We start from the raw sequence: 18,362 nt of genomic DNA on the forward strand, positions 1-18,362 counted from the left end.
ATATTATCCTGCTTACGGTCGTACTGGAGCACGACAATGAGCGTTGTCGATTTGCGCAGGCCAAATATTGCGGCGGTTCTATGCGCCGCAGAGGGCACTTCACCCGAAAGAGTCTTGGGAGGCCCGGCGGCTTAGACCCGCTGCTGGCGGCCTCATAACTTCCGCATCTCCCACAGCATAATCGATCGAGCCGATCGAGGGCTTTTCTGCGCCCTCATGCTGCCGACCAGTGCCAGAGATGGCCTGCGCAGCACCCTCTAGCTCTGGCAAATTCGGAGGAGAACATGATTGTTGGACATAGTGGTTTAAAGCTGGCCGCGGCTGCGGCTTTCTGGTGCGGGACACTGTTGCTTGGAACAGGCGGAGCGCTGGCGCAGAACAACTGTCCTGGCGTGTCGGCGCAGCAGTGCACAGACTTCTGCGGCGCCGCTGGCGTGGCTACTTGCGAGAAGACCCGCTCCACTCCCGATTGCGTGTGTAAAGAAGACACGAAGGATGTGCCAGGCAATGCGTTCGGCACGGCAACGCAGGACACGGCTGAAGGCAAGGGCAACCTCGACAACAAGCAGGAGACGGCTTGCGAGGGTAATCAAGGTCAATGCAAGCAGCAGTAAATATCCGAAAATTTCGAATTTTCATCTATGTGGTTGGCTGTTCATGAATTTATTCTATAGGTTGGATGAATTCCTCTACGGCGTGCCAAGCACAGAGTAAGAGCTGGGAGGGGTCTACTTCCCCTTCCGGTTCGGAGGTGGTCAGAACATGATGCGCAGCGTTCTGTTCGTTACGGTAATCCTCGGCGCCGCGGTGACGCCAGGGAGTTCGATGGGACCGACGCCATCGGCGACTACCGGCCAGGTTTTGTCGGCCTTCAATAACCTCTCAGCTCTCCTCAAGCCGTCCTCGATCCGGCCCGATAGCCCCGCCTATCGCTCGCAAGCCGTGGAGCGCGGCGATATCGTCACAACAGTTCAGGCGGCTGGCACGCTGAACGCACTGGTTATGGTGGAAGTCGGTTCTCAGCTCTCGGGTCGGGTGAAGGAACTCTATGTCGACTTCAACTCCAAAGTCACCAAGGGCCAGGTCATCGCCCGGGTTGACCCGGAGATTTACGAAGCAAGACTGGCGCAAACCCTTGCCGAACGGGAGATGGCCCAAACGCAGGTTTCCGTACAGCGAGCCCAGATCGAGCGGGCCAGGGCAGAGATGGAGACCGCCGCGGCCAGATATGATTCTGCCGCAGCACAGACTGCACGTGCCGAAATCGCGCTCGATGGTGCGGCGCAGGAAGTGAACCGCAAACGCTCGCTGGCTAAGCAGAAGATCATCGCGCAGGGTGAATGGGAGCGGGACAACACTGCGCATAACTCTGCCAAGGCGCAGGCGACTGCCGCACAAGCGGAGGAACTGTCGCAATCGGCAGCCGTTCGAGCCGCCAAGGCGACACTCAATATGGCCGAAGCCGAGCTCGCCAACACGCTTGCCCAGGTGAAGCAGAAGGAAGCGGTGCTTCAGCAGGCCCAAATCGATCTTGACCGCACCTATGTACGCGCGCCGGTCACCGGCACAGTGGTCAACCGCGCCGTCAGTGGTGGTCAGACCCTTGCGGCTAGCCTGCAGACACCGATCCTGTTCACCATAGCTCAGGACCTGACTGAGATGCAGGTGGAGGCTTCGGTGGTGGAAGCCGATATCAGCCGTTTTGCGCTTGGCCAGCCGGTTACTTTCACCGCCGATGCCTATCCCGACCGAATCTTCACCGGCACGGTGAAGCAGATCCGCAAGGCACCGCAGGTCGTCCAAAATGTCGTCACATACATAGTTGTGGTCAGTACCGAAAATTCCGATGAGCTGCTGCTGCCAGGGATGACCGCCAATCTGAGCGTGGTAGTGGCCAAGCGACAGGGCGTCTTGAAAGTGCCGAATGCTGCCCTGCGTTTCCGGCCGCCGAATGATACCGGGGACGAGGCGCGCTCAACCGCGCCGGCCATTGCCGAAACGGGCGTAGAGGCAGGAAGCCCGGGTGAGGTCTTTGTAATTGGGCCAGACCACGAGCCGAAGCTTGTTTCGCTCCGGCTTGGAATCACCGACGGTCGTGCAACAGAGGTGCTGGCAGGCGACCTGACCGAGGGGCAGCAGGTCCTTACAGGGCTTGCCACTGCTCCGCGTAGGGACGATGACGCGTCTTCCGTCCTGGTCAAGTTCCGGTTGCGGTGAGGCATCCATGGCCCTGATCGAAGTCGATCGGCTGCGCCATTGCTACCGTGTTGGCGGAGGACCGGTGTGGGCGCTTGACGGGGTGACCATGACGATTCAACGAGGCGAATTCGTCGCGGTGATCGGACCTTCTGGGTCAGGCAAGTCTACCTTCATGAACATACTGGGCTGCCTCGACAGTCCCAGCGAAGGCCGCTACCGCCTGAACGGGGTTTACGTCGGTAGTCTCCATCACGATGAGCTCGCTGCGATCCGCAATCGCAACATCGGTTTCGTGTTTCAGTCGTTCAATCTGCTGCCGCGGGCCAGCGCACTGGAAAATGTGGAGCTGCCCCTTGTCTATCGCCGCATGTGGGCTGGAGAGCGGCGGCGCGCAGCCCTGGCGATGCTGGCCAGGGTAGGGCTCGCCGATCGGGCCAGACATACGCCTGCCGAACTCTCGGGCGGACAACAGCAGCGCGTTGCCATTGCCCGTGCTCTGGTGACGCAGCCTTTGCTTCTGCTCGCAGATGAACCCACTGGTGCGCTCGACAGCCAGACCGGGCTGGAGATCATGGCAATTTTCCGCCGCCTCAATAGAGAGGGCCTGACCATTGTGCTGGTCACCCATGAGGCGCAGATAGCTGCCCATGCCGATCGCATTGTCGCCTTTCGAGACGGTCGCGTTGTATCCGACACCCCTGTCGCGCAACAAGCCCGATCTCTAGGTAACCCTCGCCATCTAGCGTTGGCTAACAGCAATGTCCGGTAGCACAAGAACGGCCCTGCGATCATTACGCTCCCATCATCTGCGCAGCGCACTCACCATGTTGGGCATCATCATCGGCGTGGCGGCTGTCGTGGTGATGATCGCGATCGGAGTTGGTGCGCGCGAACGCATCGCATCGCAGATCCGCAGCCTCGGCGCCAATCTCATCAGTATCAGCCCGGGCAGTGCGAAGATGGGCAGTGTCCGGCTTGGGGCCGGTGGCGCGCCACGGCTGAGTGAAGAGGACGCGAGGGCGATCGGAATGGAAATCCCCGGCGTTGTGGTGGCGGCGCCACTCCTCCACGCCCGCGAGCAGTTCACGATCGGTTCCAGCAATTGGCAAGGCGTGGTGCGCGGCGTGACGCCCGAATATTTCTCGGCGCGCGAATGGCGGGTTATCGCCGGGCAGGAGATGACCCCGGAGGATAACAAGCGCGTCGCCAATGTGGTGCTCCTCGGAACGACGATGCGGGAGAAATTGTTCGGAAGAGCCGATCCGGTAGGCGCCGCGATTCGCATCCGCGACGTGCCGTTCACGGTGATCGGACTGCTGGAGCGGAAGGGTCAGAGCGTATGGGGCGATGATCAGGACGATGTGGCACTTGTGCCCCTAAAGACAGTGCGGCGTCAGTTCATCGGCACGAGCCGCGCCAATCCGACCTTCGTACACAGCATCACGGTCAAGTTCGCCGATTGGGCCTCGGCCGAGGACACGATGGCAGCTATCCGCAACCTTCTGTGGCAGCGCCACCGGTTGCGGACGGGTCAGGAAGACAGCTTCGTGGTGAGCAACCTCGCCGAAGCTGCGAATGTCGAGGGTTCGACCACGCGCGTGGTGTCGCTGCTGCTTTCGGCGGTGGCTTCAATTTCGCTGGTGGTCGGCGGGATCGGCATCATGAACATCATGCTGGTGACGGTGACGGAGCGGGTCCGTGAGATCGGACTGCGGCTTGCGGTCGGCGCGCGACGGCGAGATATCCTTGCCCAGTTTCTCGTTGAGGCAGCAACGCTGGCCTTGCTCGGCGGTATTCTAGGCGCGGCTATCGGGATTGCTGCGGCAATCGCCGTTGGCTCTCTCGCCCAATGGCCGGTGATCATCGACCTCAGCGCAGTCCTGCTGGCTATCGGCTTTGCGGCGGCTGTAGGCGTCTTCTTCGGGTACTATCCCGCCCGCAAGGCCGCAAGGCTACAGCCAATCGAAGCGCTGCGCACAGAATGAGGTTTGGCGCCACCGCGCGATAATCGGTTAATCTCGAAGCCCCAAAGCGCCTAATCAAAAGGCTACCACGCGCCGGGGCCACGCGGCGCGGAACAGTCCTATTCCGTTCCGCGCCGCGCAGAGCCGCGCTTTGCCGTCTACTTGAACGAGTGGATCAGTTGCAGTGAGGTGACGGCGACTGCCAGGTTGACGCCGGTCTGCGCCTGTACGTTGAGAGGCTGCAGCGAGAAGGCGCTGTTCAAGCCGCCGACCAGAAGGTTGGCGCCGCCGCCGGTTACCACGCTGGCCTCGGCGTTGACGCCATAATAGCTGCCGGCAAGATCGCCGGCATCACGGTCGCGGGTGGCCGCCAGAACCGCCCATATTAATTCGCCCTGGTGGGTCTTGCCGACGTCGACGCCGAGCTTGGAAATGACCCCGGTATAGGCTTCGGGGGGACCGCCATGATGAGGGCGAAAGGTGCAGGCCACGCCTTTGTTGGATGTGACGATATAGCCGGTGCCGCCGTCGATGGTGCAGTCGAGCACGCCGAGCTGTAGCCTGCCCGCGCTGGCAGGGGCGGCGAGAACCGTAGCGGCGAGGGCGGCGGCACAGGCGAGTTTCTTGATCATGGGAGGGGTCCTTTCGCGAATAGCCTTGAACAACGGCTAAGCGTCGCGAGCGTTCCGCCGAGAACTTGGCGCGATCAAGGCGGGCGTCAATGCACAGTCGTTGAAGGTTTCGAAGCCATGCCAAACAGCAGGCCCGCCATATCAGGCCGAAAAGCCGCCGTCGGTCAGGCGGCGCTGGTACGCGCCAGGCCGTCCTTGGCCGGCTGGTAGGTGGGGCTGAGGCGCACGGCCTCGCGATAGGATTTTGCCGCCTTGGCCTTGTCGCCGCGCCGCTCGTAGATCAGCGCCTGGTTGGACCAGGCCTCGGCATTCTTGCCGTCGAGCTTGATCGCCATGTTGATGTCGGCGAAGGCGTTGTCCTCGTCGTTCGTCGCGAGATAGGAGAGGCCGCGGCCATTGTAGGGATCGGCGGCGTCCGGCGCCAGCGAGATGGCGGTCGAGAAATCCTCGATGGCGAAAGCGTGCTGGCCCTGGCTCTGATAGATCAGGCCGCGATTGTGATAGGCGCGCGCATCTGTCGTGTCGAGCTGGATGGCCTTCTGGAAATCGTTGAACGCTTCCTGGATGCGGTTGGCTTTGCGGTAGAGATTGCCGCGGCCGATATAGGCTGCGTCATAATCGGGATTGATCTGGATCGAGCGGTTGTAGTCGGCAAGGGCGGCCGCCTGATCGCCGAGGAAGCGCTGGATGAGAGCGCGGTTCGAATAGGCCTGGTAGAAATTCGGATTGAGCTGGATGGCGGTGTTGAAGTCCTTGAGCGCCGCCTGATACTGGCCGCCGCGGCCATAGGCCGAGCCGCGCACATTGTAAGCTTCCGGGTCCTGAGGACTGCGCTGGATAACGGCCGATAGCGAGGAGATGTTCTCGGCCGACCCTTGCGCCCTGTCGATGTTGGTGAATTCGCCGGTCGGGGCTGCTGTCTGGCAGCTGGCGAGCGCCAGCCCGGAAAGCAAGGTTGCCGTCAGGGCGAAGCCGCGCATTGCGGTTCTGCGCTCCACGCTAATTGCGTTCATGTCTGCTCTGTCCTCACTGCCCGCCCGCGCCGTCAGGTCTGTTCCCTCTCCGAACCGGTCCTCTGCGAACTGGTCGAATTCAAAACAAAAAGGTGGCGGCGATTATACATCGCGCCACCCTTGGTATCCTTCGAAAAGGACGAAAAATTGACGTCAGAACCGCGGCGGACGCGGCGCGCCAGCAGCACCAGCCGCCACCGGGCGCGGCGTCATCGGCAGCAGGCCTTCGCGTTGAGCGCGCTTGCGGGCCAGCTTGCGGGCGCGTCGAACGGCTTCCGCCTTTTCGCGGGCGCGCTTCTCGGAAGGCTTCTCATAATGTCCGCGCATCTTCATTTCGCGGAAGATGCCTTCGCGCTGCATCTTTTTCTTGAGCGCGCGAAGCGCCTGATCAACATTGTTGTCGCGGACGAGTACCTGCACGGGCAATCCTGTCTTTCGGGTTTGTTAACAACAGGCAAGTGGCCATAGTCGCTTGCCTCCGCGGCGGTCTACACCACGAATTGTGGCGGCTGATAGCAGAATCACGCCGCTCTGTCCACTGCCGAAACGAAAAACCCGCCTCGGCGGCGGGTCGTCGGCGCAATCAGCACCATGCGCAAATCATTAGCATAACTGCCGTCAGAAAGCAAGGAATTACGACCCTTGGTAGTAGATTTGCCTTATCGGGCGGGCTCTCCGCGCCGATGAGAGCATCGTTGACGTTTTCTCAGCCACCGATAAAACCTGCTGCCTCAATCCGGCAAAACGGTCCGCCCGGCTTTATCGACGAAGGAACAAACCTCGTTCCCCATGGTTGTTTCGCATACGCAAGCACAGGAGAAAACCGATGTCAGAGACCCGTGAATGGCTCGTCCAGTGGCTCAGGGACGCGCATGCGATGGAGGAGCAGGCCGAAACCATGCTGAACGGCCAGCTGAGCCGGCTGGAGAGTTATCCCGAACTCCGTGAGCGCATCAGCCTGCACCTCAACGAGACGAGAGGGCAAGCCGCGCGCCTCAGGACCTGCCTGGAACAAGTGGGCGAAGATACGTCCACGCTGAAGGACGCCGGCGGCAAGCTGCTGGCGATGGCACAGTCCCTAAGCGGCGTCTTCGCCGGCGACGAGGTGATGAAAGGCTCACTGGCGAGCTACACCTTCGAGCACATGGAGATCGCATCCTACACGATCCTCATCGCAGCCGCCGAATCCCTAGGCGAAACAGAAGTCGCCCGGGCCTGCGAAGAAAATCTGCGTGAGGAGGAGGCGATGGCCGAGTGGCTGAAAAACAAGCTGCCCGCGACTACGGAGCAGTTCTTGGCTCGCTCGGGGTCGGACAGCGACAATGCCAAACGATGAGGACGACAGGCCGGCGGCCAAGGTGACACCACCTTCGGTGTGGCGGGCTTACAGCTATGCCTGGATTACCCTCGGCTTCTTCATCATTTCGATCGTCGGCCACTGGGTTTTCGGCTGGTTCGCCTATCTCGACGAGCAGCGAGCGCTGAGCCAACCGCCAGAGTTCGGCGGCTATCTGATCGAGATGAGCCGCGACACGCTCGAGAACTGGCAATCGGAATTCCTGCAGCTGCTCTGGCAGGTCGGTGGCCTGGCGTTCCTGCTCTTCGTCGGTTCGCCGCAATCGAAGGAGAGTACCGACCGGATGGAGGCCAAGATCGACGCGCTTCTCAGGCTTGTCGATCCGAAGAAAGGCAAGGAGGCGATTCGCGAGCTGGACCTGCAGTATGACGGCCGCCACACCGACGAGCCGCACGCCCACCGGAACTGATCTGGGAATGGAAATGTGGCCCGGAGCCGCTCACCACTCCGGGCCCGTTTGATGGTCCTTGCATTCGCAAGCGGCGACAGGCGCTCCTCTATGCCGTGGCCAAATGAAGCCGCTCGAAATCTTCGAAGAACTCGCCGTAATCGCAGGTTATTTCCTCGCCCGCCGCTATGGCGCGGATCGCGGTTGCCCCACCATGCCGAGAAAAATCCGTGTTCGGCCTTTCAGAATGGTTCATGAAGCGGCCATTGTCGACCTCATAGACGATGAATCCGGGCCGGTCCGGGCTTGGATAGGCATATCTGTCGAGCAATTCCCTGAGGTGCGGCGGCGCGGCCCCATATTTTTCCAGCGGGATCAGCCGATCGAAGTCGGGATCGAGCCGCCAGATCGACGCTCCCTTCCTGATCGGCTCGGCGGCGAACACGCCGACGCCCTCGATTGCGCTAGCAGCGATGTAGGTCCTGATCAGCAGCATGTTCTAGGCCTGTCTTCGAACAGAAGTGTCCGAAGAAATCGCCAAATCGCACCGGAAAGCAAGACCGCTTTTGCGAGATTGCCTCACGTCCGATTGATCGAGACCCCGCCATCGGCAAACAGCGCAGTTCCAGTGGTGAAGCTCGATGCGTCGGAAGCCAGAAAGAGCGCCGAATGGGCGATCTCCTCAGGCTCGGCGACGCGCTTCAAGGCATGCAGGTTTTCGACGAAGGCTCGCGATTCAGGTGTCTTGAACGTTGCCGAAGGCGTGTCGGTGCCGCCCGGCAGGAGCGCGTTGACCCGCACGCCTTTGGCGCCATTTTCGGCGGCAAGCACCTGCGTCAATCCGATCAGCCCGGCCTTGCTTGCGGCATAGCTGGTCATGCCGGGCATGCCGACGGTATGGCCGACAAAGGTAGAGGTGAAGATCAGCGATCCGCCGCCGCGTTCGACCATCGCCGGGACCTGATATTTCGCGCCGAGGAATGCGCTGGTCAGGTTGGTGTCAAGCGTCTCTCGCCAGCCTTCCAGCGACAGCTCCGAGATTGGACCCATCTTGCCGGTCGAGCCGGCGTTGTTGAAGGCGATATCCAGCCCGCCGAATTTCTCGACCGCCAGGTCGACAAGGGCTTTGGCATAGGCTTCGTCGCGAACGTCGCCGGCAAGGGCGATCGCCGAGCCGTCGGCTTCCTCGATTTCCGCGACGAGCGCGTCCAGCTCTGCCTGGCGACGGGCAGCGACGACCACCTTGGCGCCTTCCTCGGCAAAGAGTTTTGCCGTGGCGCGGCCGATGCCGGAACTGGCGCCGGTGACGATGGCGATCTTGTTGGCGAGTGCGAGCATTTTTGCATCCTTCTTTCGCGCCAGCTTTCGCCGGCAATCGGATGCTTGGTCGCAGATCGAGGCGGCACGAGCCACCCGATACCTGAAGGCGTCCGGATGCGTCGTTCGGCTCGTTGCTCGACAGGTCTTTTTGGCCGTGGCGCAAAACGGCAAGCGCCGTCGCAAACAGCGCAAGGGTGGCAGCGCTGTTTCGCTAGTGATACACCTCGCGCGCCGGGGCTCGATTGGATGTCCGGCCGCTATCTGCGAGGCTGGAACGTTGAAGAAATACTCGGTATTCGCCATCGCCCGCGAGGCCATGCGCGGCCACAAGGGCTGGGAGGAACAGTGGTCCTCGCCAGAGCCGAAGAAGGAGTACGACGTCATCATCGTCGGCGCCGGCGGCCATGGCCTGGCCACCGCCTATTATCTCGCCACGGTGCACGGCATCACCAATGTCGCGGTGCTGGAAAAGGGCTGGCTCGGCGGCGGCAATACCGGCCGCAACACCACCATCATCCGCTCCAACTATCTCTATGACGAGAGCGCCGGCATCTACGACCACGCGCTGAAGCTGTGGGACGGGCTCAGCCAGGAGCTCAACTACAACGTCATGTATTCGCCGCGCGGCGTCATGATGCTGGCCCACAATGTGCACGACATCCAGGTCTTGAAACGCCACGTCCATGCCAACCGTCTGAACGGCATCGACAATGAATGGCTGACACCGGAAGCCGCCAAGGAATTCTGCCCGCCGCTCAACATTTCGCGCGATGCCCGCTATCCGGTGATGGGCGCGACCCTGCAGCGTCGCGGCGGCACCGCCCGCCACGATGCGGTCGCCTGGGGCTATGCGCGCGGCGCTTCGGCGCGCGGCGTCCACATCATCCAGAATTGCGAGGTCACCGGCGTCAAGCGGGCGCCGAACGGTTCGGTCACCGGCGTCGAGACGACGCGCGGCTTCATCGGCGCCAAAAAAGTCGGCGTCGTTGCCGCCGGCCATTCGTCCGTCATCATGGACATGGCCGGCGTGCGGATGCCGCTGGAAAGCTATCCGCTGCAGGCGCTGGTTTCCGAGCCTGTCAAGCCGGTCTTCCCCTGCGTGGTGATGTCGAACACGGTGCACGCCTATATCTCGCAGTCCGACAAGGGCGAACTGGTCATCGGCGCCGGTACCGACCAGTATATCTCCTATTCGCAGACCGGCGGCCTGCACATCCTGCAGCACACGCTCGACGCCATCTGCGAGATGTTCCCGATGTTCACGCGCATGAAGATGCTGCGCTCGTGGGGCGGCATCGTCGACGTGACGCCCGACCGTTCGCCGATCCTGGCCAAGACGCCAGTGCCCGGCCTCTATGTCAATTGCGGCTGGGGCACGGGCGGCTTCAAGGCGACGCCGGGCTCGGGCCATGTCTTTGCCCACACCATCGCCAGGGACGATCCGCACCCGATCAACGCGCCCTTCACCATCGAGCGCTTCCGCACCGGCCGCCTGATCGACGAGGCGGCGGCGGCGGCGGTGGCACACTGATGATGGCCCGCTTTGTGATGTTGGGACAGAGGCTTTGCGATCAACCCGCCGGCGCCTGCGTCGGCCACGGCGAATTGTAGGAACAACCATGCTTCTCATCCGCTGCCCCTATTGCGAGGAAGAGCGTCCGGAACTCGAATTCCGCAACGCCGGCGAGGCACATATCGCGCGTTCGGCGGATATGGCCGCGACAAGCGACGACGATTTCGAAAAGTTCTTCTTCATCCGCTCGAATCCCAAAGGCATCATCTATGAGCGCTGGCGGCACATGCATGGCTGCGCGCGGTTCTTCAATGCCGTGCGTGACACCGTCAGCGACAGGTTCCTGATGACCTACAAGGCCGGCGAGCCGAAGCCGGCGAAGCTGCCGGGAGCCTCCGAATGATCGCGACGTTCCGCATTCCCGGCGCCGGGCGCCTCAAGCAGGCAGAGACCGCGCGGTTCAGCTTCGACGGCCAGTCCTATGCCGGCGTCGAAGGCGAAACGCTGGCCTCGGCGCTGCTCGCCAACGGCGTCCATCTGGTCGGCCGTTCGTTCAAATATCACCGGCCGCGCGGCTTCCTGTCCGCCGGGGCGGAAGAGCCCAACGCGCTGGTTGAGATCAAGCGCGACTCGGCCAGGAGGACGCCAAATGTCCGTGCCACCGTGCAGGAGCTCTATGACGGGCTGACGGCACAGTCGCAGAACCGCTGGCCGTCATTGGCCTTCGACGTCAGCGCGCTCGGCGACATCGCCTCGCCGGTGCTTTCGGCGGGCTTTTACTACAAGACCTTCATGTGGCCGAAGTCCGCCTGGAAGAACTTTTACGAGCCCAGGATCAGGGCTGCGGCAGGGCTTGGCGTCGCTCCCGACCAGCCGGATCCCGACCACTATTCGGCGCGTTTCGCACATTGCGACGTGCTGGTGCTGGGCGGCGGTGCTGCCGGCATCGCCGCGGCAGTTGCCGCGGCCGAAACCGGCGTGCGCGTCATCCTTGCCGACGAGCAGCCGGATTTTGGCGGCAGCCTGCATTTCGAGAGTGGCGCCAGGATCGACGGCCAGGATGGTTTTGCCTGGGCGCAAGGTGCAGTCGCCAAGCTCAAGGCCATGGACAATGTCCGCGTGCTGTCGCGCACCACGGCCTTCGGCTATTACGCGCAGAATTTCGTCGGGCTGGTCGAGCGCGTCAGCGACCATCTAAAGAATGCCGGCCGCGAGCTGCCGCGCGAGCGGCTGTGGCAGGTCCGTGCCAAACGCGTCGTGCTGGCGACCGGTGCCATCGAGCGGCACATGGTGTTTGCCGACAACGACCGGCCAGGCATCATGCTGGCGTCGGCGGCGCGCACCTATCTCAACCATTTTGGCGTCGCGGTCGGCAGGAATGTCGGCGTCTATACGGTCAATGATTCCGCCTATGCGGCGGCGATCGACCTGAAGAAGGCCGGCGTCGGCGTGGCGGCGATAGTCGACCTGCGCGACAACCCGACCGGATCGGTGATCGACGAGGCGAGGGCGCTTGGAATCGAGGTCAATTTCGGCCGCGCGGTGATCCGCGCCGGCGGCAAATTGCGGGTTTCGTCGATGACCGTTCAGCCGAAGAATGGCGGCGGCGAGCGCACCATCCCGGTCGACGCCATCCTGATGTCGGCCGGCTGGACACCGTCGGTGCATCTGTTCTCGCAATCGCGCGGCAAGGTCGCCTTCAACGACGAGACCAAGCGTTTCGTGCCCGGTACCTACGCGCAGGATTGCGTGTCGGTCGGCGCCTGCAACGGCACGGACGGACTGTCGGCGACGATCGACGAGGCCTATGCGGCGGGCGCCAAGGTGGCCAAGGATGCGGGCGTCAAGAATGCCGGCGCCAAGCCGAAGGTCGACGCCAGCGAGAGTTGGTCGCGTGGCATGCTGGGCGCGGCGCCCGGCGCCGGGCCGGACACGACGGTAAAAGCCTTCGTCGACTTCCAGAACGACGTCACCGCCAAGGACATCCGCCAGGCGGTGCATGAAGGCATGCGCTCGATCGAGCACGTCAAGCGCTTCACCACCAACGGCATGGCGACCGACCAGGGCAAGACCTCGAACATGCACGGCCTGGCGATCGCCGCCGAGACGCTGGGCATGCCGATCCCGCAAGTCGGCCTGACGACGTTCCGGGCGCCTTACACGCCGGTCACTTTCGGTTCGATCGTCGGACACGCGCGGGGTCCGCTCTTCGACCCGACCCGCAAGACGGCGATCCATCCGTGGGCCGAGCGCCACGGTGCAGTGTTCGAGGATGTCGGCCAATGGAAGCGCGCCTGGTATTTTCCCAAGGCAGGCGAGGACATGCACGCCGCCGTCGATCGCGAGTGTGTCACGGTGCGCAAGACGGCCGGCCTGTTCGACGCCTCGACGCTGGGCAAGATCGAGGTGGTCGGGCCGGATGCGGCGAAGTTCATGGAACTGCTCTACACCAATCCGTGGGAGAAACTGGAGCCCGGCCGCTGCCGCTATGGCATCATGCTGCGCGAGGATGGTTTCATCTATGACGACGGTGTCGTTGGCAGGCTTGCACCCGACCGTTTCCATGTGACGACGACGACCGGCGGTGCGCCGCGAGTCATGAACCATATGGAGGATTACCTCCAGACCGAGTTTCCGCATCTCAACGTCTGGCTGACCTCGATCACCGAGCAGTGGGCGGTGATCGCCGTGCAGGGACCGAAGTCGCGGGAGATCATCGCGCCGCTGGTCGAGGGCATCGACATGTTGGACGGGGCGCTGCCGCATATGTCGGTGCGCGAGGGCAGGATTTGCGGCGTGCCGACAAGGCTGTTCCGCATGTCGTTCACCGGCGAGCGCGGCTTCGAGGTCAACGTGCCGGCCGATTACGGCCAGGCCGTTTGGGAAGCGCTGTGGGCCGAGGGCCAGAAGCACGGCGCCTGTGCTTACGGTACCGAAGCGATGCACGTGCTGCGTGCCGAAAAGGGTTACATCATCGTCGGCCAGGACACCGACGGTACGGTGACGCCCGGCGATGCCGGGCTCGAATGGGCGGTCGGCAAGAAGAAGACCGATTTCGTCGGTATCAGGGGCATGGCTCGGCCCGACCTGGTCGCCAAGGGCCGCAAGCAGCTTGTCGGCCTGAAGACCAAAGACCCAAAAGTGGTGCTAGAAGAAGGCGCGCAGATCGTCGGCGATCCGAAGCAGGCGATCCCGATGACGATGATTGGCCATGTCACCTCGAGCTACTGGTCGGAAAATTGCGGCCGCTCGATTGCGCTGGCTCTGGTTGCCGGCGGCCGCGACCGGATGGGCGAGACGCTCTACGTGCCGATGCCCAATGCGACGATCGAGGTGGAGGTCACCGGCATGGTGTTCTTTGACGACAAGGGGGAGCGCCTCAATGGCTAAGGCTGCCGCGAAGGAATCTGCCGCCGCTGCGCCGTCGGTCGAACGCCGGCCGGCTCTCGCCGGTCAGGAGCTGTCCGTAACCGGCGTTACGCTTGCTGTGCTGCCGCCGGCGCGGCGTATTTCGCTGCGCGCGCCGGACGCCTCGGTCGCGGCGCTTTCGAAGGCGCTTGGCGTGGAGCTGCCGCGGAAGCCCAAAACCTCGGCGGCAAAGGCCGGGCGCACGGCATTGTGGCTTGGGCCGGACGAATGGCTGGTCATCGACGAGGTGGGAAAAGACCCGCTCGCCGATTGCGCCGAGGTCACAGTGCTGCATTCGGCGGTCGGCATCTCGCATCGCAACGTCGCCATCTCGGTTATCGGTCCAGCGGCGGCGGCGACGATCAATTCAGGCTGTCCGCAGGATCTGTCGCTGGACGTCTTTCCGGTGGGCGCGGCCTCGCGCACCATCCTGGGCAAGGCCGAGATCGTGCTATTGCGCATCGCAGCCGACGCGTTCCGGGTTGAATGCTGGCGCTCTTTTTCCGATTATGTCTTTACTTTCCTGTCGGAGGCGGCCGGCGACGCAGCGGCTTAGGATATTCGCTGGGCGCGACCGTTTGCCGGAGCACGTCGGGGAGAATGTCGATGCCGTCGAAATCCGCGCCGAATCCAGCGGCTCAGAAGACGCCGGCCGTGCGCTCGTTCGAACACGAGCAGCACAAAGAGCCAAACATTGAAGAGGAACTCGAGGAAGGGCTCGAGGACACGTTTCCGGCCAGCGATCCGGTGTCGATCACCGGGACTTCGATTCCCGGCGCACCTGCAAGACCTGGCAAGGCCAAGATCGTGGCCGGAATGAAGAAGCGCAGGAAATAAATTCCATCAGGCTCCAGCGAGCCGGGTCGCCGGCCACGAGAGCGGGGCGGTCAGGATTTCCTGTCGCCGCTTTTGTTTTCGAACGTCAGAATGTGCTGGGCACGATCCACGGGTCGATGTCGATGCCGAGCCGCGGGTCCTTGCTTTCCGTTGAGCCCTTGTGGGTGGCCGCGCCTGCCTTCTCGACCGATCCGGTGGCGCCGCAATCGAGCTTGATGCTGGTGTCGGCGCAGGCCGCGGCCGTCGCCTGTTTGCCGGGCTGACTCTGGTCGGCGAAGGCAGCGCCCGAGAAAGCAAGCACTGCCGCGAGGGTGAGGATTGTCTTTTTCATTGTCTGTCTCCGGGCTGGATCTCTGAAATCTTTCTGTACATGTACAACATTGCGTACATATACGGCCGGCGAATATGAAGTTCAAGTCGGAAATTGTACATGTACGGAATTTTTGATGGCGAGCGTGGCGCTAGCCCGCCGGGTCGCGATCCCAGCCACCAGGGTCCTACACGCATAGATTGATTCCCCAGGCCTTCGCCCTGTTTCGCTTGCCTGTCAGCTATCCGAAACCGAACAAAAACCCTTCAGCAGTTGACCGGCGTCTCGGTCAGCGGCGGCACGTCCTGCGTGGCCAGAGCGGCAAGCGTGAAGTCGCACATCCGCTTGACGAAAGCCTGCTGGTCGCCGAACGGATAGAAGGGAAAGGTGATCAGCAGCGAGATCGTGCCGTGGCCGACCGACCACAGCATGGTGGCGATGGCGCGCGGATCGCCCCTCAGCCTGCCGGCGGCCACGCAGGCTTCGACCCTCTTGATCAGCACCTTCATCAATGGGTTGCCCTCCTGCATCTCGGCGAAGGTCCTGCCTTCCGGGGGCTTGACCTTCTCGGTCATGAATATCGTGCGATACTCGTTGGGGTTGCCAAGGCCGAAGGCCGCATATTCGGTCATCACCACTTGCAGCGCCTCGATCGGATCGTCGGCCGGGTGATCCTCGATACGCTTTGCCAGAGTCTTGAACGCGTCCTCGGCCAACGCGAACAAGATGTCCTGCTTGTCGGCAAAATAGGAATAGACCGACATCGGCGCATAGCCGACACGCTTGGCCAGCTTGCGGATGGTGAGGCCTTCATAGCCTTCTTCCTGGACGAGCTTGTGCGCGGCGTCGACAAGTTCGGAGCGCAGTTCGGCCTTTTGTTTCTCGCGGCGTGTCTGGACGCTAAGCGGCAATTTTCGCCTGCCTTCTGTTTGTGGCTGGCTAAATTATATACGCTGTACGGAATCGGACAAGGCGCGGTCAAAAATCGGCGTCCTTCTCAGCCATTTTCGCCTAAACATCGATCACACGTGTTACCCGGGCAGAAACGACGCGGCATCGGACTGTTACAACCAGAGGTTAGCTGCGGCCCGGCCAAGAGATTTGTTGCTAGGGCCGAGATGACCATGACCGAGCTTTCTTCCGTTGCGCCAAACGCAGATCCACTTTCTCACGATGCCATGCTGGCCCTCAGGCGGGTGGTCATGGTTGCATCGTTGGCGATCGCGCTCGGATTCGCCATGGAGGCGCTTACTCTGGCTGGCAGGCTTGCAGCGGGTTCTCACCCGGCTACCACCCTGATCCTGATCGAATTGGCGCAAGGCGTGACGTGGGCGTTCTTCGTCTGCGCCGGTCTCAGCCTCGGCACGGCGATCGCCAAGGTACGAGCCTCGCTCGGCGGCCTGATCGCTGCAATCTCGGCACCACTGGCGATGGCCATCGCTAAGGGGTCGCAAACGGTCATGGTAACTGCTCTTGATGCGGCCACAAAACCGGCCACCCTCTCGCTCACCACGCTGGGCGTGCTACGCGCGATCGAATACGGCCTGCTCGGCTGGATCCTGGCCTCGCTGGCGTCGAAGGAAAGGCCCCGTCCGCTCCATTTCGCGCTGGCAGGCACCGCGATCGGCGCGGTGTTCGGCGGCGGAATCACGGTCCTGACGATTGAGACGGCCGCGGTGAACGGCGTTGCCCTTGAATTGCCGCGGGCGATCACAACCGGCCTCAACGAGATCGTGTTCCCGATCGGTTGCGCGCTGGTCGTCTACATCGCCCTGCAGGTCGGCCGGCACATGAAGATGATCTCTGGCGAGGTTCGTTGAGCCGTTCAGGCCGCTTCTGGCTCGCGCTCGATCAATGTCAGCGTCAGCCAGCGCGCGGTCAGCGCCGGCTTTTTCGAGCCCTCGATCTCGATCGTCACGTCATGCGCGGTCTGCACCCACCCCGACGGCCTGACCTTGACGTCGGCCAGCACGAAACGGGTGCGGATGCGCGCGCCGGTCTTCACCGGCGCCAGGAAGCGCAGCGAGTCAAAACCATGGTTGACGCCCATCTTGCTGTTTTCGAGCGGCGGCATGGTCTCGAAGGTCATCGCCGATAAAAGCGAAAGCGACAGAAAACCATGCGCGATGGTGCCACCGAACGGCGTCTCGCGCTTGGCGCGCTCCGGGTCGCAATGGATGAACTGGTGGTCGTCGGTGGCGTCGGCGAACTGGTCGATCATGCGCTGCGAGACCACCCGCCACGGCGACACGCCGACCTCCTTGCCGACGCTGGCCAGAAGCACATCGAGACTGATCGGTTCCACGCTGATGTCCTCCATTTCAACCGTCCGGAGTGCGAGCGGCTTCATTCCTTGAACAGTGTCAGCCCATGCTGCACCGACTGCCCGCCATCGATCGGCAGGATGGCGCCGGTGACATAGCTGCCGGCACGGCTGCACAAATAGAGCGTTGCGCCGGCAATGTCATCCGGCGCGCCGATGCGACGAAGCGGAACATGGCCGCCGACTTGTCTTGCCTGTTCCTCGCTCGCGGTGGCAAAAGCTGTCATCCGGCTCTGGAAGGGGCCGGGGGCGAAGGCATTGACGGTGATGCGGCGGGCGGCGAACTCGATCGCCAAGATGCGCGTCAGATGGTGAACAGCAGCCTTTGAGGCAGAGTAAGAGTAGGCGTCGTCGGCCAGCGGCTGTGTGCCCATCACCGAACCCAGATTGATTACCCGGGCCGGATCGGCATCGCTGGCGGCGGCGTCGAGCAGCGGCAGAAGCTCGCGCGTCAGTTGGAAGACCGCAGTGACGTTGACGCCGAACACCCTGGCCCAGACATGGTAGGGAAAACTTTCCAGCGGCGCCCCCCAGGAGACGCCGGCATTGTTGACCAGGATGTTCAGCCGCTCGGTCCGCGCCTTGACCTCGTCGACCAGCGCCGCGATGCCAGCCTCGCTGGAGACATCGCCGGCAAAGCCCTCGGCCCGGCCGGTGCCGCCGAGGCCGTTCAGTTCATCGGCAACCCTGATGCAGTCCTCACCCTTGCGCGAGGCGATCATCACGGTGGCGCCGGCCCTGACCAAAGCGGTCGCCGCCATGCGGCCGATGCCGGTCGCAGCCCCGGTCACCAGCGCGGTCTTGCCGGCCACCGAAAACAGCTCGTCCAGATAGCTCATCGCAATTCCTCCGGGCGCCCGTGCCTCGCCCAGCAAAAGGCTGCCATGGTCAGGGCCGCAAATCTCTTCAGGCAAATGATAGTGCCCAATTTGTATTGGAGATCAACTTGTTGAAGTCGGCGCCGCCCCTTATCGCCCTGCCGGGCACTTCTCCCCGTATAGTGACGGGGAGAAGGAGCTGATGTCCGAACCGGATAGATAGGTAACAGAATGGACTGATTGCATGGGTGACAGTTTTCTCCTTCGCCGGGAGGACCGG

The 18,362-nt window shown here is 62.7% G+C and carries 21 protein-coding genes and 1 pseudogene; 12 read left to right on the forward strand and 10 right to left on the reverse strand.

Translation table 11 applies throughout. From position 1 onward, the window contains the following. Positions 1–284 precede the first annotated feature (284 nt). The 4 genes from AC0L28_RS25675 (at position 285) to AC0L28_RS25690 (ending at position 4,184) form a co-directional block, all read left to right on the forward strand. Entirely contained in the window at positions 285–614 is a 330-nt protein-coding gene (locus AC0L28_RS25675; RefSeq protein ID WP_473481028.1) for a hypothetical protein, read from the forward strand. Positions 615–762: 148 nt separating this feature from the next. After that, on the forward strand, positions 763–2,217 hold the full coding sequence (locus AC0L28_RS25680; protein WP_473481029.1) for an efflux RND transporter periplasmic adaptor subunit: 1,455 nt from the start codon (positions 763–765) through the stop codon (positions 2,215–2,217). 7 nt (positions 2,218–2,224) lie between these two features. Then, positions 2,225–2,968 (forward strand): ABC transporter ATP-binding protein, encoded by a 744-nt coding sequence (locus AC0L28_RS25685; protein WP_473481031.1) that lies wholly within the window; start codon positions 2,225–2,227, stop codon positions 2,966–2,968. Positions 2,969–3,023: 55 nt separating this feature from the next. Beyond that, on the forward strand, positions 3,024–4,184 hold the full coding sequence (locus AC0L28_RS25690; protein ID WP_473481033.1) for an ABC transporter permease: 1,161 nt from the start codon (positions 3,024–3,026) through the stop codon (positions 4,182–4,184). A gap of 137 nt (positions 4,185–4,321) precedes the next feature. On the opposite strand, the gene AC0L28_RS25695 is transcribed toward AC0L28_RS25690, so the two are convergent. From AC0L28_RS25695 to rpsU, 3 genes are all read right to left on the reverse strand, one after another. After that, on the reverse strand, positions 4,322–4,795 hold the full coding sequence (locus AC0L28_RS25695) for a DUF992 domain-containing protein (RefSeq protein WP_023797517.1): 474 nt from the start codon (positions 4,793–4,795) through the stop codon (positions 4,322–4,324). A gap of 164 nt (positions 4,796–4,959) precedes the next feature. Beyond that, positions 4,960–5,808, reverse strand: coding sequence for a tetratricopeptide repeat protein (locus tag AC0L28_RS25700; protein WP_023797518.1), 849 nt, complete (start codon positions 5,806–5,808; stop codon positions 4,960–4,962). A 153-nt stretch (positions 5,809–5,961) separates the two neighbouring features. Further along, a complete protein-coding gene (gene rpsU, locus AC0L28_RS25705) occupies positions 5,962–6,228 on the reverse strand; it encodes a 30S ribosomal protein S21 (protein ID WP_023797519.1) in 267 nt (88 codons plus the stop codon). A 406-nt stretch (positions 6,229–6,634) separates the two neighbouring features. Between rpsU and AC0L28_RS25710 the strand changes: the two genes are divergently transcribed. After that, on the forward strand, positions 6,635–7,144 hold the full coding sequence (locus AC0L28_RS25710) for a ferritin-like domain-containing protein (protein ID WP_023797520.1): 510 nt from the start codon (positions 6,635–6,637) through the stop codon (positions 7,142–7,144). Then, complete coding sequence (locus AC0L28_RS25715) at positions 7,131–7,574, forward strand: DUF6766 family protein (RefSeq protein WP_023797521.1); 444 nt, start codon at positions 7,131–7,133, stop codon at positions 7,572–7,574. Before AC0L28_RS25710 ends, AC0L28_RS25715 begins: the two co-directional genes overlap by 14 nt. Positions 7,575–7,662: 88 nt before the next feature. Here the strand turns inward: AC0L28_RS25715 and AC0L28_RS25720 are convergent, their stop codons facing one another. Together AC0L28_RS25720 and AC0L28_RS25725 are read right to left on the reverse strand one after the other, a co-directional pair. After that, positions 7,663–8,049 carry an SET domain-containing protein gene (locus tag AC0L28_RS25720; RefSeq protein ID WP_128169930.1) on the reverse strand — a complete coding sequence of 129 codons (387 nt, stop codon included), beginning with the start codon at positions 8,047–8,049 and terminating at the stop codon, positions 7,663–7,665. Between the two features lie 83 nt (positions 8,050–8,132). Next, the gene (locus AC0L28_RS25725; RefSeq protein ID WP_473481036.1) at positions 8,133–8,891 is read right to left on the reverse strand and encodes an SDR family oxidoreductase; all 759 of its coding nucleotides are present in this window, start codon (positions 8,889–8,891) and stop codon (positions 8,133–8,135) included. Between the two features lie 259 nt (positions 8,892–9,150). On the opposite strand from AC0L28_RS25725, the gene AC0L28_RS25730 reads away from it, so the two are divergent. From AC0L28_RS25730 to AC0L28_RS25750, 5 genes are all read left to right on the forward strand, one after another. Further along, positions 9,151–10,404 (forward strand): sarcosine oxidase subunit beta, encoded by a 1,254-nt coding sequence (locus AC0L28_RS25730; RefSeq protein WP_091600443.1) that lies wholly within the window; start codon positions 9,151–9,153, stop codon positions 10,402–10,404. 88 nt (positions 10,405–10,492) lie between these two features. Next, positions 10,493–10,789, forward strand: coding sequence for a sarcosine oxidase subunit delta (locus tag AC0L28_RS25735; RefSeq protein ID WP_023797525.1), 297 nt, complete (start codon positions 10,493–10,495; stop codon positions 10,787–10,789). After that, positions 10,786–13,776: a sarcosine oxidase subunit alpha gene (locus tag AC0L28_RS25740; protein WP_473481038.1), complete on the forward strand. Its 2,991-nt coding sequence runs from the start codon at positions 10,786–10,788 to the stop codon at positions 13,774–13,776. The genes AC0L28_RS25735 and AC0L28_RS25740 overlap by 4 nt, the downstream gene beginning before the upstream one ends. Next, the gene (locus tag AC0L28_RS25745) at positions 13,769–14,350 is read left to right on the forward strand and encodes a sarcosine oxidase subunit gamma (protein WP_128247423.1); all 582 of its coding nucleotides are present in this window, start codon (positions 13,769–13,771) and stop codon (positions 14,348–14,350) included. Before AC0L28_RS25740 ends, AC0L28_RS25745 begins: the two co-directional genes overlap by 8 nt. Positions 14,351–14,400: 50 nt before the next feature. Further along, positions 14,401–14,631 carry a hypothetical protein gene (locus AC0L28_RS25750; RefSeq protein ID WP_023797528.1) on the forward strand — a complete coding sequence of 77 codons (231 nt, stop codon included), beginning with the start codon at positions 14,401–14,403 and terminating at the stop codon, positions 14,629–14,631. An 85-nt stretch (positions 14,632–14,716) separates the two neighbouring features. Here AC0L28_RS25750 and AC0L28_RS25755 read toward each other — a convergent pair whose 3' ends face one another. Further along, positions 14,717–14,962: a hypothetical protein gene (locus AC0L28_RS25755; protein ID WP_023797529.1), complete on the reverse strand. Its 246-nt coding sequence runs from the start codon at positions 14,960–14,962 to the stop codon at positions 14,717–14,719. Positions 14,963–15,207: 245 nt separating this feature from the next. Beyond that, positions 15,208–15,852, reverse strand: a complete 645-nt coding sequence (locus AC0L28_RS25760) for a TetR/AcrR family transcriptional regulator (protein WP_128247424.1) — start codon at positions 15,850–15,852, stop codon at positions 15,208–15,210. A gap of 207 nt (positions 15,853–16,059) precedes the next feature. Between AC0L28_RS25760 and AC0L28_RS25765 the strand changes: the two genes are divergently transcribed. After that, positions 16,060–16,761 carry a hypothetical protein gene (locus AC0L28_RS25765; RefSeq protein ID WP_473481041.1) on the forward strand — a complete coding sequence of 234 codons (702 nt, stop codon included), beginning with the start codon at positions 16,060–16,062 and terminating at the stop codon, positions 16,759–16,761. 5 nt (positions 16,762–16,766) lie between these two features. Here the strand turns inward: AC0L28_RS25765 and AC0L28_RS25770 are convergent, their stop codons facing one another. The 3 genes and pseudogenes from AC0L28_RS25770 to AC0L28_RS25780 all read right to left on the reverse strand — a co-directional run. Beyond that, positions 16,767–17,261, reverse strand: coding sequence for a MaoC family dehydratase (locus AC0L28_RS25770; protein ID WP_268929563.1), 495 nt, complete (start codon positions 17,259–17,261; stop codon positions 16,767–16,769). Between the two features lie 26 nt (positions 17,262–17,287). Continuing rightward, positions 17,288–18,103, reverse strand: coding sequence for an SDR family oxidoreductase (locus tag AC0L28_RS25775; RefSeq protein ID WP_473481043.1), 816 nt, complete (start codon positions 18,101–18,103; stop codon positions 17,288–17,290). A 67-nt stretch (positions 18,104–18,170) separates the two neighbouring features. Beyond that, a pseudogene (locus AC0L28_RS25780) lies at positions 18,171–18,362 on the reverse strand (hypothetical protein); the annotation flags it as partial.

The organism is Mesorhizobium sp. WSM4847, from assembly GCF_055811335.1.

Excerpts from the sequence above, each read along its gene's own strand:
- AC0L28_RS25675 (WP_473481028.1), top strand. The coding sequence starts at position 285 with ATGATTGTTGGACATAGTGGTTTAAAGCTGGCCGCGGCTGCGGCTTTC.
- AC0L28_RS25680 (WP_473481029.1), top strand. The coding sequence starts at position 763 with ATGATGCGCAGCGTTCTGTTCGTTACGGTAATCCTCGGCGCCGCGGTG.
- AC0L28_RS25685 (WP_473481031.1), top strand. The coding sequence starts at position 2,225 with ATGGCCCTGATCGAAGTCGATCGGCTGCGCCATTGCTACCGTGTTGGC.
- AC0L28_RS25690 (WP_473481033.1), top strand. The coding sequence starts at position 3,024 with ATGTTGGGCATCATCATCGGCGTGGCGGCTGTCGTGGTGATGATCGCG.
- AC0L28_RS25695 (WP_023797517.1), bottom strand. The coding sequence starts at position 4,795 with ATGATCAAGAAACTCGCCTGTGCCGCCGCCCTCGCCGCTACGGTTCTC.
- AC0L28_RS25700 (WP_023797518.1), bottom strand. The coding sequence starts at position 5,808 with ATGAACGCAATTAGCGTGGAGCGCAGAACCGCAATGCGCGGCTTCGCC.
- AC0L28_RS25710 (WP_023797520.1), top strand. The coding sequence starts at position 6,635 with ATGTCAGAGACCCGTGAATGGCTCGTCCAGTGGCTCAGGGACGCGCAT.
- AC0L28_RS25715 (WP_023797521.1), top strand. The coding sequence starts at position 7,131 with ATGCCAAACGATGAGGACGACAGGCCGGCGGCCAAGGTGACACCACCT.
- AC0L28_RS25720 (WP_128169930.1), bottom strand. The coding sequence starts at position 8,049 with ATGCTGCTGATCAGGACCTACATCGCTGCTAGCGCAATCGAGGGCGTC.
- AC0L28_RS25725 (WP_473481036.1), bottom strand. The coding sequence starts at position 8,891 with ATGCTCGCACTCGCCAACAAGATCGCCATCGTCACCGGCGCCAGTTCC.
- AC0L28_RS25735 (WP_023797525.1), top strand. The coding sequence starts at position 10,493 with ATGCTTCTCATCCGCTGCCCCTATTGCGAGGAAGAGCGTCCGGAACTC.
- AC0L28_RS25740 (WP_473481038.1), top strand. The coding sequence starts at position 10,786 with ATGATCGCGACGTTCCGCATTCCCGGCGCCGGGCGCCTCAAGCAGGCA.
- AC0L28_RS25745 (WP_128247423.1), top strand. The coding sequence starts at position 13,769 with ATGGCTAAGGCTGCCGCGAAGGAATCTGCCGCCGCTGCGCCGTCGGTC.
- AC0L28_RS25750 (WP_023797528.1), top strand. The coding sequence starts at position 14,401 with ATGCCGTCGAAATCCGCGCCGAATCCAGCGGCTCAGAAGACGCCGGCC.
- AC0L28_RS25755 (WP_023797529.1), bottom strand. The coding sequence starts at position 14,962 with ATGAAAAAGACAATCCTCACCCTCGCGGCAGTGCTTGCTTTCTCGGGC.
- AC0L28_RS25765 (WP_473481041.1), top strand. The coding sequence starts at position 16,060 with ATGACCATGACCGAGCTTTCTTCCGTTGCGCCAAACGCAGATCCACTT.
- AC0L28_RS25770 (WP_268929563.1), bottom strand. The coding sequence starts at position 17,261 with ATGGAGGACATCAGCGTGGAACCGATCAGTCTCGATGTGCTTCTGGCC.
- AC0L28_RS25775 (WP_473481043.1), bottom strand. The coding sequence starts at position 18,103 with ATGAGCTATCTGGACGAGCTGTTTTCGGTGGCCGGCAAGACCGCGCTG.